General features: G+C 48.1%; 13 protein-coding genes. 9 read left to right on the top strand and 4 right to left on the bottom strand.

What is annotated here, in order from left to right; translation table 11 throughout:
• Nucleotides 1-49 precede the first annotated feature (49 nt).
• Complete coding sequence (locus FPG75_RS13480; protein ID WP_143307380.1) at nt 50-2,248, top strand: sodium-translocating pyrophosphatase; 2,199 nt, start codon at nt 50-52, stop codon at nt 2,246-2,248.
• Between the two features lie 232 nt (nt 2,249-2,480).
• Nucleotides 2,481-3,110 carry an NAD(P)-dependent oxidoreductase gene (locus FPG75_RS13475; protein ID WP_143307379.1) on the top strand — a complete coding sequence of 210 codons (630 nt, stop codon included), beginning with the start codon at nt 2,481-2,483 and terminating at the stop codon, nt 3,108-3,110.
• A 153-nt stretch (nt 3,111-3,263) separates the two neighbouring features.
• Here the strand turns inward: FPG75_RS13475 and FPG75_RS13470 are convergent, their stop codons facing one another.
• On the bottom strand, nt 3,264-4,253 hold the full coding sequence (locus FPG75_RS13470; protein ID WP_161596797.1) for a helix-turn-helix transcriptional regulator: 990 nt from the start codon (nt 4,251-4,253) through the stop codon (nt 3,264-3,266).
• A 109-nt stretch (nt 4,254-4,362) separates the two neighbouring features.
• Between FPG75_RS13470 and FPG75_RS13465 the strand changes: the two genes are divergently transcribed.
• The 7 genes from FPG75_RS13465 to FPG75_RS13435 all read left to right on the top strand — a co-directional run bounded on the left by FPG75_RS13465 (nt 4,363) and on the right by FPG75_RS13435 (nt 12,848).
• The gene (locus FPG75_RS13465; protein ID WP_143307377.1) at nt 4,363-4,575 is read left to right on the top strand and encodes a hypothetical protein; all 213 of its coding nucleotides are present in this window, start codon (nt 4,363-4,365) and stop codon (nt 4,573-4,575) included.
• Nucleotides 4,576-4,752: 177 nt separating this feature from the next.
• Nucleotides 4,753-7,131 (top strand): TonB-dependent receptor, encoded by a 2,379-nt coding sequence (locus FPG75_RS13460; protein ID WP_201747954.1) that lies wholly within the window; start codon nt 4,753-4,755, stop codon nt 7,129-7,131.
• A 4-nt stretch (nt 7,132-7,135) separates the two neighbouring features.
• Nucleotides 7,136-7,999, top strand: coding sequence for a DUF4249 domain-containing protein (locus FPG75_RS13455; protein ID WP_161596796.1), 864 nt, complete (start codon nt 7,136-7,138; stop codon nt 7,997-7,999).
• Between the two features lie 105 nt (nt 8,000-8,104).
• Nucleotides 8,105-9,001, top strand: coding sequence for a sterol desaturase family protein (locus FPG75_RS13450; RefSeq protein WP_143307375.1), 897 nt, complete (start codon nt 8,105-8,107; stop codon nt 8,999-9,001).
• A gap of 115 nt (nt 9,002-9,116) precedes the next feature.
• The gene (locus FPG75_RS13445) at nt 9,117-9,500 is read left to right on the top strand and encodes a BlaI/MecI/CopY family transcriptional regulator (protein ID WP_236652787.1); all 384 of its coding nucleotides are present in this window, start codon (nt 9,117-9,119) and stop codon (nt 9,498-9,500) included.
• 17 nt (nt 9,501-9,517) lie between these two features.
• Complete coding sequence (locus FPG75_RS13440) at nt 9,518-11,623, top strand: M56 family metallopeptidase (RefSeq protein WP_143307373.1); 2,106 nt, start codon at nt 9,518-9,520, stop codon at nt 11,621-11,623.
• Nucleotides 11,624-11,732: 109 nt separating this feature from the next.
• Nucleotides 11,733-12,848: a C1 family peptidase gene (locus FPG75_RS13435; RefSeq protein WP_143307372.1), complete on the top strand. Its 1,116-nt coding sequence runs from the start codon at nt 11,733-11,735 to the stop codon at nt 12,846-12,848.
• Nucleotides 12,849-12,992: 144 nt separating this feature from the next.
• On the opposite strand, the gene FPG75_RS13430 is transcribed toward FPG75_RS13435, so the two are convergent.
• From FPG75_RS13430 to tpiA, 3 genes are all read right to left on the bottom strand, one after another.
• Nucleotides 12,993-13,280: an acylphosphatase gene (locus FPG75_RS13430; RefSeq protein WP_143307371.1), complete on the bottom strand. Its 288-nt coding sequence runs from the start codon at nt 13,278-13,280 to the stop codon at nt 12,993-12,995.
• Nucleotides 13,281-13,616: 336 nt separating this feature from the next.
• The gene (locus FPG75_RS13425) at nt 13,617-14,213 is read right to left on the bottom strand and encodes a 2'-5' RNA ligase family protein (RefSeq protein WP_143307370.1); all 597 of its coding nucleotides are present in this window, start codon (nt 14,211-14,213) and stop codon (nt 13,617-13,619) included.
• A gap of 118 nt (nt 14,214-14,331) precedes the next feature.
• On the bottom strand, nt 14,332-15,093 hold the full coding sequence (gene tpiA / locus FPG75_RS13420) for a triose-phosphate isomerase (RefSeq protein WP_143307369.1): 762 nt from the start codon (nt 15,091-15,093) through the stop codon (nt 14,332-14,334).
• Nucleotides 15,094-15,108: the final 15 nt, after the last annotated feature.

Here is a 15,108-nt window from a genome sequence, read left to right as displayed (position 1 = left end):
TTTGATTTTATAGATTTTTGTCAACCAGGCATATTTTAAATTCGCTAATATGAGTATAGTTTACCTCGTTCCATGTTTTGGATTACTGGCTTTGTTATTTACCGCGTTGCGCAGCGCCTGGGTTACCCGCCAGGATGCCGGCAATGAAAAGATGAAAGAAATAGCCCAGCACATTGCTGAAGGCGCTATGGCATTTCTGAAAGCAGAGTATAAAATCCTCACCTATTTTGTTATTATCGCCGCTCTGTTGTTAGGTTATATGGGTGCATCCCATACTAACTCTCACTGGACGATTGCACTGGCATTTATCGTGGGCGCTATCTTTTCCGCTACTGCCGGCTTTATTGGTATGAAGATCGCCACCAAAGCCAATGTGCGCACTGCGCAAGCAGCACGCACCAGCCTCGCCAAAGCGCTGCAGGTATCCTTTACCGGCGGTTCTGTAATGGGCATGGGCGTTGCCGGCCTGGCCGTACTCGGATTAGGTTCCCTCTTTATCATATTAAAATCATGCTTTGGCGCCGCCGCAGGCAGCGCTGAGATGATGAGAACGATAGAAGTATTGACCGGCTTCTCCCTTGGCGCAGAAAGTATTGCACTGTTTGCGCGCGTAGGCGGCGGTATCTATACCAAAGCTGCCGACGTAGGCGCTGACCTCGTAGGTAAAGTGGAAGCAGGCATCCCTGAAGACGATCCCCGCAACCCCGCTACCATCGCGGATAACGTGGGAGACAACGTAGGCGACGTAGCCGGTATGGGCGCAGACCTTTTCGGTTCTTATGTAGCCACCGTGCTCGCAACCATGGTGTTGGGCTCTGAAACCAGCTCCCAGGACGCTTTTGGCGGCATCGCTCCTATCCTGCTCCCCATGATGATCGCCGGCACAGGTATCATCTTCTCTATCATCGGTACCTTCTTTGTGCGCATCAGCGATGCGGCAGGACTTAATACCGGCGTGGTACAGAAAGCCCTCAACATGGGTAACTGGGGCTCTATCGTACTTACCCTGATCGCATCGTATTTCCTGGTAAACTGGATACTGCCTGATGGCACCATGACACTGCGCCAGCACGAATTCACGAAAGGACAAGTATTTGGCGCCATCGTAGTGGGCCTTGTAGTAGGTACGCTGATGAGCATCATCACTGAATATTATACCGCGATGGGTAAACGCCCGGTGCGTTCTATCATCCGTCAGTCTGCTACAGGGCATGCTACCAATATCATCGGTGGTTTGTCTGTCGGTATGGAATCCACCATGCTGCCAATCCTGGTGCTGGCGGGCGGTATTTATGGTTCTTATGCCTTTGCAGGCCTCTATGGCGTGGCCATTGCGGCAGCCGGTATGATGGCCACTACTGCTATGCAGCTCGCGATCGATGCATTTGGTCCGATCGCGGACAATGCCGGCGGTATCGCCGAGATGAGCGAACTGCCTAAAGATGTGCGTGAAAAAACAGATATACTGGATGCAGTAGGTAACACCACAGCCGCCACCGGTAAGGGTTTCGCGATTGCTTCCGCAGCGCTCACTGCACTGGCGCTGTTTGCCGCATTCGTAGGAGTAGCCGGTATCAAGGGGATCGATATTTATAAAGCAGATGTATTAGCCGGCTTGTTCATCGGTGGTATGATACCATTTATATTCTCTTCGCTGGCGATTGCGGCTGTAGGCCGCGCTGCCATGGCGATGGTAGAAGAAGTGCGCCGTCAGTTCCGCGAGATACCAGGCATTATGGAAGGCACGGGCAAGCCGGAGTACGACAAGTGCGTAGCCATCTCCACACAGGCTTCTATCCGCGAAATGCTGCTCCCTGGCGCTATTGCGCTGATCTCTCCGCTGCTGATCGGATTTATCGCAGGGCCTGAAGTATTGGGCGGTTTCCTTGCCGGCGCTACTGTGAGTGGCGTATTGATGGGCATCTTCCAGAACAATGCTGGTGGCGCCTGGGATAATGCGAAGAAATCTTTCGAGAAAGGCGTAGAGATCAATGGCGAAACCTATTACAAAAAATCAGAGCCGCATAAAGCCTCTGTAACCGGCGATACCGTTGGCGATCCTTTCAAAGATACTTCTGGTCCGTCTATGAACATCCTCATCAAACTGATGTCGATCGTTTCATTGGTGATCGCGCCTACCCTGGCCGAAAGGTTCCAGACTAAAACGCATGAAACGCCCGTGGCTAAAGTGATCCACGCCGATGCTCCGAAAACGGTTGCCAGCAATAATACCGTTGCATTCAAATAAAGTCCTGAACATAAGCAGTAAGGCCACACGTTACCGTGTGGCCTTATTTTTTTCTATCATTGAAAAAATATTTGCCAGATAAATTTTCTTTCCTACATTTGTACTGTAATTATTTTTATTACAGATCAAAACGATCTGTTTTTTTTATCTCCATAACTGTAATAATAATTATAACAATTAAACAAATTGGCCATTATGGCTGTAATTTATATCACTACTAAAATTAACACACATGAAAGTAGCTATCATCGGCGCATCTGGATTCATCGGTACTGAAATATTGAAAGAGGCCTTACAACGCGGCCATACAGTAACGGCCATCGTACGTAATCCTGAAAAAATAAGTTTGAAAGATCCTCACCTGACCGTGAAACAAGGCGACGTAACCAATGAAGATACCGTGGCCAAACTGGTGAGCGGCAATGACGCGGTGATCAGCGCATTCAATGCACATGACAGCGCTACTTATGTAAAAGCGATCCATGCAATTATCAACGGCGCCAAGAAAGCGGGCGTTACACGCCTGCTGGCAGTGAGTGGCGCCGGCAGCCTGGAAGTTGCTCCTGGCGTACAAATACTGGACACGCCTGAATTCCCTGAACAATGGAAAGCAGGCGCCACGGCTACCCGCGATGCACTCAATGTATTAAGACAAGAAAAAGAATTGGATTGGACAGCTTTAAGTCCGGCCGCAGAGATCTTCCCCGGCGAACGCACCGGCAAATACCGCACTGGCAAGGATCAGCTGCTGACAGATGCCAATGGTCACAGTAAAATTTCCAGTGCCGACTATGCCATCGCGTTGGTAGATGAACTGGAAAAACCACAGTTCAAGAAACAACGTTTCACAGTAGCATATTAAGGATTTGAGAATGGGAGGATTTACGGATGTGAGAATTTACGGATGTGAGGATTTACGAATGTGAGAATTTAGGCGAACTGAAGTTCCCATCAAATTCTTACATTCGTAAATCCTCACATCCGTAAATTCTCACATCCGTAAATCCTCCCATCCTCAAATTTTACTCGGGCTTATTCCATATTTCTTTCGGAAGGCATTGCTGAAATGCTGTACAGAAGAGTATCCTGCCTCATCGGCGATCATTGTCATGGTTTTGGTTCCCGACTGGATCAGGTCCCTGGCGAGTTCCAGGCGGTGATCGCTCAGGCAGCCGAATACCGTATTATGAAAGACTTCCCTGAAGCCCGTTTTCAATTTAAATTCATTCAGGCCCGACAAACGCGCCAGCTGCGCCAGCGAGGGCGGGTTTTGCAGATCCTTCAACAGCAAGGTGCGGGCGTGATGCAGCCTTTCCACATCGCTACCGGTGATTTTTCGTGTAGCCATGCGCGTTGTCTTTTCCATCGCCACCTGATCACATTGCAATGCCAGCAATTCCGTAGCCTTGGATTGCAGAAATAACTTCTTGAGCCCTCCTTGGAAGCCACAGCGGCGGATATCCTCTATCACCATATTCATGCGTGGCGTGATCATCCGGTTCTTCTTGACATCCAGCATCACCGATTTATTGTCGACTATACGATTAGCCAGTTTCTCCAATATCTCCCCATTATTCTCTGCCAGTTGCAGAAAACGTTCCTGTGTGAAGCTCAGGGTGAATATGGAAATACCTTGCTGCTTGGCCACATCGGCAGATTCATGCTCCTGTGGCGAGAACATCAGGTTATGTTCCGCGGTAGAAAAACGAAATGAATTGGAAAGCCCTTCGATGCGGGCACAGATATCTCCCCGATGCAGGAAAAGCATACCCACCAGGGGCTGACGGGATACATGTTCGATATGCAGGTTCTCATACACTTCTGCTTTACCAAAGGCCATATGATAGCCGTCGAAGTACAGCCCGCTCATATCTGCCTCTCCAAAAGCGTAGCGCATGGAATGGTTCTCTTCGATGATGGTGGATGAATTCAGCTTGGGCCCCATTTCCAGCTGCTCTTCTTTCAGCAGTACATCCCTGGAATCATTAGTGATCGTTACGGCCATAAAAAAATCCGTTTCGTGTAATGTTTTATCCTTTTCGTGTAACAGTCGGTAGGGAGAACAGTTGCAAATTTGCATAAAAATATTCCGAATAACTCAAATAACATATGCCATGATTGGAATATTCCGTACAAATATTAATACCATACAGGATAAAAATAATGTAATAAAGGCCATCTTCGATCATTTCAAAGTAAATGCCTGTAGCGTAGATATTGAGGATTGCGATAAAGTACTTCGGGTGATCTGCCCGCAAAGCCTTGGTGAGCAATCCATTATCGACTTTGTGACCCGGCTGGGTTACAAATGTGACACCCTCGACTAGTCTTCATTATTTCTTCATACGGGCCTTCCGGAAAAGATGCACAATATTACAAGCGGTACATCTTTCTGGCAGGTCCGTATTTATTTTTGCCTGCCGTAGGGGTAGCACCGCTGTATATCGTCATATATGCGTGTTACAAAACTGGAAAACATCTCATCAAAATTGTACTTACCTTTTATGAAAACGAAGGCGATCATGCTCCTGTCCCTGTTATGCCTATTGCTGGCTGGAAACGCCACCTATGCACAACAGCGCTACACCATTAGCGGTTATGTGAAGGACAAACAAAACGGTGAAAGCCTGGTAGGCATCACCATCAGCAAGCCGGGTACGGGTATCGGCACCGTGACCAACCAGTATGGCTTTTATTCCCTTACGCTGCCAGCAGGCGACCATGAGCTGCAATTCAGCTATATCGGTTATGCCCCTTTTAAAACAACGGTGAACCTTACCAGCAGCAAAACGCTCGATGTAAAGCTGGAAGCCTCCAGCAGCCAGCTGAACGAAGTAACGATCAGCGGCAACAAACAGGAAAGGACTATCAACACGCTCAACACCAGCATCAATAAACTGGATATACAACAAATGAAGAAGATGCCCACCTTTATGGGTGAGGTAGATGTGTTGCGCTCGATCCAGACCTTGCCCGGTGTAACCACTGTAGGAGAAGGCGCCAACGGCTTCAACGTACGCGGTGGTAACAGCGATGAAAACCTGATACTGCTGGATGAAGCGCCGGTATACAACTCCACGCACATGCTCGGCTTTTTCTCCGTGTTCAACCCCGATGCCGTAAAAAGCCTCGACCTGATCAAAGGCGGATTCCCGGCGGAATACGGCGGACGCACTTCTTCCGTGCTCGACATCCGTATGAAGGACGGTAACAACCAGCAGTTCAACCTTAACGGCGGTATCGGTAATATCTTCAGCCGCCTCTCTGCAGAAGGCCCGCTGGTAAAAGATAAATCGTCCTTTATCGTGGCGGCACGCCGATCCTACATCGACGTGATGATGAAGCCATTTTTAAAGGGAGATATGAAAGATACCAAACTGAACTTCTACGACATCACCGCTAAAGCCAATTACAAGTTCAACAAAAACAATACGCTCTTTGTAAGTGGTTATTTCGGCAGAGATGTATTCGGATTTGGTAAAGACGTCAATATGAACTGGGGCAACAGCACGGCCACCGTTCGCTGGAACCACGTATTCACCAACCGGCTGTTCCTCAACCTCACCACGTATTACAGCAAATACGATTATAGTCTGAGCTTCAGCAATAACACACACAAATCAGCCGGCGAGGCCACCCAGACTTATGACTGGACCTCCAACATCATCAACTACGGCCTGAAGCCATCTTTCACCTACTACATCAATGCTGCCAACAGCGTACATTTTGGTGTGCAGGGCGTTTATTATACCTTCAAACCGGGCACTGGTAAAGGCACAGAGGGAGATACCATCCGCCTCAAGCAATTGCCCGACAAGCACGCACTGGAATCAGCCGTGTACATCGATCACGAATTTAAGCCCAGCAAAAAATTCGGCGTGCAATATGGCTTGCGCCTTTCCGCATACCAGCTGCTTGGCAAGGGTACTGCGTACTACTTCAACGATACCACACCTGGCATACGTAAAACGCTCATCGGTATGAAAGAATACGGCGCCAATGAACGGATCAAAGGTTATTACTACTTTGAACCCAGGATCAGCGCACGCTACGCCTTCAACGATCAGCATGCCGTGAAAGTGGCCTACAGCCGGACTTCCCAGTTCATGCACCAGCTGTCTAACACTGCATCCCCTACGCCGCTCGATATCTGGACCCCCAGCACCAACAATATCGAACCGATGGTATCAGACCAATATACCCTGGGATATTTTTACAATTCGCCTAATGATGCCTACGAATTTTCAGCAGAGGCTTTCTATAAAACCACCGATCACCAGCTGGATTACATCGACAATGCCAATCTTCAGCTGAATCCCTTGATCGAAGCCGATCTGCTGCCTTCACAGGGCCGCGCTTACGGTATCGAATTGTATGCTAAAAAAGATATCGGTAAAACCACCGGATGGATCAGCTATACACTCTCCCGCTCCGAAAGGAAAACGCCTGGCATCAGCATGGATGAGTGGTTCCTGAATCGCTATGATCGTACCCACAATGTGAACATCGTGGTAACACATACTTTCACTAAACGTACATCACTCTCTGCCAACTGGGTATATGCTTCCGGCACGCCTGCTACTTTCGCCGATAACAGGCTGGAGTTCCAGGACTGGGATATTCCTTACAACAGCACCGAGAAACGTAACAACTACCGCCTCAGCCCTTTCCACCGCCTTGACCTGTCGTTTACGCTGAAAGGCAAACAACTGCACCGCTGGAAAGGAGAATGGGTGTTCTCTCTGTACAATGTGTATGCGCGCAGAAATGCTTATACCGTGTACTTCAGACAGAACCCGGATGATCCATCCAAGAAAGAAGCCGTGCGCTTGTCCATCATCGGCTCTATCATCCCAGGCATCACCTATAACTTTAAATTCTGATCACATGAGAAAGATATTGCTATTCATATCCTTCGCTGCGCTTGCTTTTTTAACTGCCTGCGAAGACTCCATCAACCTGGATGTGCCCAAGGGACAATCATTTCCCGTAATGGATGCCTGGATCACCAACGAAACCGGTTTGCAGAAGATCAGGTTCACTATGTCAGTGCCCTACACAGACCAGGCTCCGGCTCCCATCATCAACGATGCCACCATCACCTTGTATGATCTCACTTCCGGTGCCAACTATCCGTTCACTTTCAAGAACGATATGTATACTTATGATGCAGGTAACAAGCCGATAGGTATAATAGGCCATGCTTACAAGCTGCATGTAGCCTACAAGGGCGAGATATTCGAAGCCCTCGATACCCTGCGCCGCGTGCCGCCTATCGATTCCATTACCTTCGAATACAAGACCAAAGACGAAGCGCTGAGCGGCAAAGAGGGTTACTATGCGAAGTTTCACGCCAAAGACCTCTCCGGTGCTACCGACTATTACTGGATCCGGTCTTACCGCAATGACACCACCAAAAAAGTGTCAGATGTTTTTTCCATCGACGGTACTTATGATGAAGGCCTCTCCGATGGCGCCTCTTTCATCCTGCCGATTGCGCAAGGCATCACTGATAATGATCACCCATTTCTGCTGAATGAAACTGTGATCGTTAAAATATTCTCCATTACACATGGCAACTACGATTTCCTCACCCAGGTAAATGATCAGGTACACGCTGGTGGCCTGTTTGCCAAGGTGCTCGAAAATGTGAGAAGCAACGTATTGAACACTACCCCTAACGGGAAGATAAAAATCCTTGGCCGCTTCGGCACATCAGCGGTAAGTCGCGCCGAGAAAACCGCGAAGTAAAACGGAAACACATAGGCGAAAGAGCGTCCGGAGGCTATCCGGGCGCTCTTTATTTTACCCGTGCCGCAGAAAAAAATCGTAACTTGAAAAGAAAGTTACAACGATATGGCCCCTAACCTGATCATATATGCCATTCCCGGATTTGTGCTGTTGATACTGCTGGAGATCATTTTCACTGCCATCGATCAAAAAAACATGTATGAGCCGAAAGATGCCGCCAGTAGTATCGCTATGGGCCTTGGCAATGTGTTCATTGGTATCTTCACCAAAGTTGTCATCCTCGGCGCCTATACCCTTGCTTACAAATTCAGGCTTTTCACGCTGGGTTTTGAATGGTGGGTATGGATACTCTGCTTTTTTGCAGACGATTTCAGCTATTACTGGTTCCACCGCATCAGCCACACGGTAAGGTTTTTCTGGGCTTCGCACGTCATACATCATTCGTCCGAAAAATATAATCTCGCCACTGCCCTGCGCCAGACCTGGACCGGCAATCTCACCGGCACCTTTATTTTCTGGATCTGGATGCCGCTGGCAGGCTTCCATCCCGTTATGGTGATGAGCATGCAGGCCATCAGCCTTATTTACCAGTTCTGGATACACACGGAAGTGATCAACAGGCTGCCTGCACCGTTGGAGTTCATCTTCAACACTCCTTCACATCACCGGGTGCATCACGGTTCCGATATCGATTATCTCGACCGTAACCACGGCGGTATCCTCATCATCTGGGACCGTCTCTTCGGTACTTTCATTGAAGAAGGCCCGCGGCCGGTGTATGGGCTCACTAAAAATATTCATACCTATAATCCTCTGCGCATTGCTACCCACGAGTGGGTGGATATCTGGAAAGATGTGCGGCATGCCCGTTCCTTCCGCGATGCCTGGCACTATATCTTCGACGCCCCCGGCTGGAGCGCCGATGGCAGCCGTAAAACCACCCGGCAACTCCGCGCTGAGATGAAGTCCGCCGATCCCACAAATCCTCCGCTCATCCCATAATTCAAAAAGAGATTTTGCAATTACGAAAACAATCGTACATTTGTTTACGAAGATATTCGTACATTAATTATCATTACCGGAAGATCATCATTTTTATCATAGTAAAATTTTTGTTGTGAAACAGATCAGGCCTACAGAAAGCGAATTGGAAATTTTAAGCATCTTATGGGAAAGAGGCGCCAGCACTGTGCGCGAGGTGCATGATATCCTCTCCCAAACCAAAGACGCAGGTTATACCACTACGCTCAAGCTGATGCAGATCATGTATGAAAAAGACCTGTTACACCGTGACGCAAGCAGTAAGACACATGTGTATACAGCGGCCGTTTCACAGCACAAAACACAGCAGCAATTGCTGAACAAGATGATAGATACTGTTTTCGGCGGCTCTGCTACCCAGCTGGTGATGCAGGCCCTCGGACATCATAAATCATCAGACGAAGAATTGGAAAAAATCCGTCAATATTTGGCAGACATCGAAAAACAGCAAAAGAGATAACAGGTAAAACTACTGCTATGAACTTATTACCTCTTACCAGCGATCTGGTACGCGCCTTTGGGTGGACCATACTGCATTCCGTTTGGCAGGCCTTTCTCGTATATGCATGCCTGAAAGTAGTGCTCAAACTATGGCCCCTGGCCAGTGCGCGGATCAAATACAATCTTTCGGTGCTCTCCCTTTCCGGAATTTTTGTCTGGTTCCTCGTTACACTCTTCCAACAACTGGACGCGGTAAGCACAGCCAGGAATACCGCCACCACCCTGCATTTGCAGTTTAATGCCGCAGACCTTCCTCCCGTACATGCCGTGTACAGGAGCCAGGATCAGCTGGTATGGCTGTTCCCCCAACTGGAACTCTGCTTTCCTATATTGGTAGGATTGTATATCGCCGGTATGGCCGTAATGGTCATCAAGCTGGTATCTGACCTCATGCAGTTACATCAGATCAGAACCCACCAGGTACAACCTATGGGGGAAGCCTGGGAAAAACATCTCGGCAAACTCGCTGCCCGTCTTGAAATACCAAAGAAAGTAAAGCTGCTGGTATCACAATACATACAGGTGCCTGTGATGCTCGGTTTTTTCAAACCGGTGATCCTGCTGCCCATTGCGATGGTCAACAATCTCTCCGAAGAGCAGCTGGAAGCCATTTTGCTCCATGAACTGGCGCACATAAAACGTAATGATTATCTGTTGAATATCTTCCAATCTATTGTTGAAACCATCCTCTTCTTCAATCCTTTCGTATGGCTGATCTCCAAAACGATACGCCTGGAAAGAGAACACTGTTGCGATGACCTGGTGATTGCCAGCAATACGCAGCCGCTGCATTACGCCCGTGCCCTTGTTGCGCTGGAAGAATACCGGTTAACCGCCAACCCGATGGCCATGGCTGCTGCAGACAATAAACAACATCTGCTTCACCGTATCAAACGTATCATGGAAATGAAAACTAAAAATCTCAACTATAGTCAAAAATTATTGGCAGTCATGATCATTGCAGTGGGCCTTATCGCCATCGCATGGATCAATCCTTCCAAGGTAAAAGCCGCCATTAACGAAAGTAAACTGGTACTTACTCAAAACGTGGCTACCAATCATATCAGCATTGCTGCGCCGGCGCCAGTACCTGCGCCGATACCGGCACTTACTCCAGCTGCCGCGCCTGCCCCGCATACAGGATGTCCCGACTCCTCCATAGTGCCCAAGTCCTTTGCCATGACTTTGGATCTTAACTCCGACACCACCATTGAACCTGTGACCTCCACTACAGAAGAGGAAATGATTGACAAAAGGGTCGAGGAAAAAATCAGGCGCGATCATGCCGACAATGAGCTGGTCGACGAAAAGATGCTGAAAAAGCAGATCGCCGAAGCACAAAGAAGTGTGAATGAAGCCATGCGCAAACTGAAGAATGTTGACATGAAACGCCTGCAAGCCGAAACCAACGCCGCAATGGACAAGATCGACTGGCAAGCCATCAGCGCCCAGGCACAACAGGCACAGCATGAAGCCATGCAAGCCATGAAGAATGTGGACTGGGAAAAAATGCGCCGCGATGTACAGGATGCCACTTCCAAAATTGATTTTAAAGCAATGTCGGAAGAGATTCACAAACAGCTTGCTGAAAACAAGGTACTGATGGAAAAGGCCTTCAAAGCTGCCCATGATGAATTCGTAAAACAGCGCGCGCAATATGCCGATGCACATAGAAGGGAAGCTGCTGCACATGCAGCAGATGCCCAAGCCCTGGCAGGTGATGTCAATGCCCGCATGAACAAAGCCAACGCCCTGAGAGATGAAGCCAATGCCCGCAAAACCGACGCCGAAGCAAAGGCCCGCGAAAACGCCACACACGCCCGTGTAGCAGCAGACCGGGCACGTCTAAAAGCTGCAGAGGTGCGCAAACAATACCAGGAACTCATCAACAAGCTCGCCGAGGATAAACTTGTTGATCCTTCCAAAGGCTTTACCATCAAGAAAAATGCAGATGGCCTCTATATCAACGGCGCCAAACAACCCGCCAGCGTACTCGAAAAATATAAATCCTATTTCAACAAAAAATATGTTGAGATAGACGTTAATGGGAACAGCAACTTCAATGTCAACGTTGAAGACTGATCTCCCTTTCCTTCCGCAAACTATCTTAAAGCCACTACCATTCATCAGGTAGTGGTTTTTTTTGCAGTTCATTGCCTTATCTTAGCTTTCGACAATTTCAATATCAATTATGAGAGCTTTTTTCCTCGCACTAACCATGATCGGTACTGCTACTGCCTATGCGCAAAACAGTAGCCTGATCGTGGAAAAAAACAACAAAGCCACATCTGTAAAGAATCAGGCTATGACAGGCACCTGCTGGTGCTTCTCCACCACCTCGCTGGTAGAATCTGAATGTCTTCGTAAAGGCCAGGCCGAACTGGATCTCTCTGAAATGTTTACCGTTCGTAACATTTATATCGAGAAAGCCCGGAACTATGTCCTCCGTCAGGGAAACGCCCGTTTCGATGAAGGGGGCCTCGGCCACGATGTGATCCGCGCAATTGCCACCTATGGCATCGTGCCTGAAAGCGTATACTCCGGCCTTGTGAATGGCGCCACTGCTTACAATCATTCCGTCATGACCGGCACGCTCAAAAAATACCTCGACAGCATCATCAAAAGCAAACCGCCTATTCCCGACAACTGGGAAGCCGGTTTCACCGCTATCCTGGACGAATACATGGGCAAACCTCCAGCTACTTTCGAGTATAACGGTAAAACCTATACGCCCATCTCCTTCGCCAAAGAAGTAGTGAAGTTTGATGCCGACGATTACGCTACTTTCACTTCTTTCACCCACCATCCTTTTGGCCAGCGCTTCGTAGTGGAGGTACCGGACAATTTCTCTAATGGCTCCTACTACAATGTTCCACTGGAACAACTGAAATCCATCACTAAAAGCGCCCTCGAAAAAGGCTACACGGTGATGTGGGACGCCGACGCCAGTAACCGCGGCTGGGCCAGCAACAAGGGTTACGCCATGCTGATGCCAAACGACAGCATATTGGCTACCATGAATGTTAACCCCGAAATGAAAGAAGCAGTTTACTCGCAGGAGTCACGTCAACGCCTGTACGAAGAACTGGTTACACAAGACGATCATCTCATGCACATTACCGGCATCGAGAAAACACCGGGCGGTAAAACGTTCTTCATCGTTAAAAACTCCTGGGGCAAAAAGGCTGGCCCTTTTGATGGCTATATAAATGTTTCCGAACCTTACTTCGCTATCAATACAATTACGATCATCGTTCCGAAAGCTGCGCTGGACAAGAATCTCAAGGCCGCGATCAGCAAACAGTAAATAGCACGAAAGCGTAAAGTCCCATATATACGGCGATGGCTGAAAATGCACCGTATCTATAGGACTTTACGCTTTCTCAATCAGGCAGCTATGCACTAGCTTAGTTGGCATAAGTATGAAACACCTGCCACCTGTTGTAGGGGTTTATGAATGAAGGATAGTAAATTCTTTGATATGCTGTACCGGCCCTGTTGTGATTTCAAGCTCCTTCACTTGTGAAAATGCCGGCCCTTTCCTGCACCATGCCAGAAACTGCTCCAGCAGCTCTTCTTCCGCCTCTGCCACTATCCACACACTCTCATCAGGCATATTCTTGATCTGCCCTTGCACACCCAACAAGTCGGCCATATGTTTAGCATTTGCTCTAAATCCAACACCTTGCACGCGACCTCTTACTATGATCTCTTTGTGTACGATTGAATTGGTTGTCATGGATGCTTTTTATTAACCGGACAATATTAAAAACTGAAAAACAGGATCAACAAGCGCCCATCGGCCTACCCGATCGAGCTACAATAGCGACGAATTTTGATTGATTCCGCTAATTTAACACTTATAACCATAGCACTCAAAACATTCCATGCATGGTCGGGGACAAATCAAGGGAAGCTTTAAATGGTCAACGCAGGGGGAAAACAAACACGGATGAAAACTGATATAGGGGTTAAATATTCCACATACACGGGCATGTGCATGGCAAAGTATTACATTATCAGTATCCATCGATCGACGCATGTTGCCTGCTGATCCTGCAATCCGGTCAATATTTTATGCTGCGTAATTAAACAGCGAACCTACCATATGCTCGATATCTCCAAAGACAAAATCTTTAACCTTCTCGAACTTGCCACCATTCACCGGTTTTCTCAACAAAGAAAAACAATGACAGTTAAAACTCCGCACAAACAACTGCTGGGACAACCTCGGCATCAACTGCCCTATCCTGGCCTGTGGCACACGGCCCGCTACCAATATATGCGGCTTGAAAGAAGAAGGCTTCAACTCAAATTCATGTAGCAAATTCCGTTGCAACTCTACCAATGGCTTGGGATTCGCCACATTGATAAAGATGCTGCTTCGCTCATCCGCATGCTGGAAAGTATCCAGTTTGGAAGTGTACACCGCAAATCCTGCCTGCCGCTTCGCCACATCTTCCAGCATCGTGATAAAATCATCCTGGAAACGCTCGGGGAAAACAGAACGGAACAAAGCAATGTGCACCGGCGCAGCAGTGATCGCTGCATCCTCTAAAGTAGTGGCCATATACTGCCTGATGCGGGAAATATCCTTCGTTACCAGCACATCCGGGTTAACTACCACCAGATAATCAAATGATGTTTCTGCTATGTCAATATTCGTATTCATAACCAGATATTTTAATTGACAACACGAATATACAACCTTTTTTCAGAAATACTAATTTTTTTAGCATTTTTTTGCTAAAAAAATGTGCAGCTTTACGAAACTGCACATTCTCATATACTTAGGATAATTTTTCTACGATCGCTACGAAATCAGCCGCCACTAAAGAAGCGCCGCCAATCAACCCGCCGTCTACATCCGGACAGGCAAACAATTCCGCCGCATTACCCGGTTTAGCGCTGCCGCCATACAGGATAGACAGATGCAATGCCGCTTCACGGCCATATTTCGCCGCTACCTGCGAACGGATAAACGCATGCATATCCTGCGCCTGCGCTGCGCTCGCCGTCAAACCCGTACCAATAGCCCAGATCGGCTCATAAGCAATAACTACATTTTTCAATTGCTCCGCACTCAGATGATATAAACTCTCTTCCAACTGCTTCGCTACATATTCATTCTGTGTTTCGGCCTGTCTGATCGCCAGCGGTTCGCCACAGCAAAAGATCGGCTTCAAACCATTTGCCAGCGCCAGGTCTATCTTCCTGGCCAGCATGGCATTGCTCTCATTGAAATATTCCCTGCGCTCGGAATGGCCCAGGATCACGTAATCAACACCAACTGATTGCAGCATCTCCGCCGATACCTCGCCGGTATAAGCACCTGATTTTTCACTGTAGCAGTTCTGCGCCCCTACAAAAAAACCAGGATAGCTTTTCAGCAGCTGCTTGGCCTTGGTCAGGTACGGAAACGGCGTTGAGATCACCACTTCCTGTCCTTCTCCCAGCTTCAATCCCGACTGAAGGATATCGTTGATCAGCTGCTCGCCCTGTGCCAGCGTAAGGTTCATTTTCCAGTTCGCTGCAACAATTTTTTTTCTCATAGTAAAAGTGATATT

Source organism: Chitinophaga vietnamensis, from assembly GCF_902167635.1.
In the GTDB taxonomy this organism is placed as follows: Bacteria; Bacteroidota; Bacteroidia; order Chitinophagales; family Chitinophagaceae; genus Chitinophaga; species Chitinophaga vietnamensis.
This window is presented reverse-complemented; position numbering and strand designations above follow the sequence as displayed.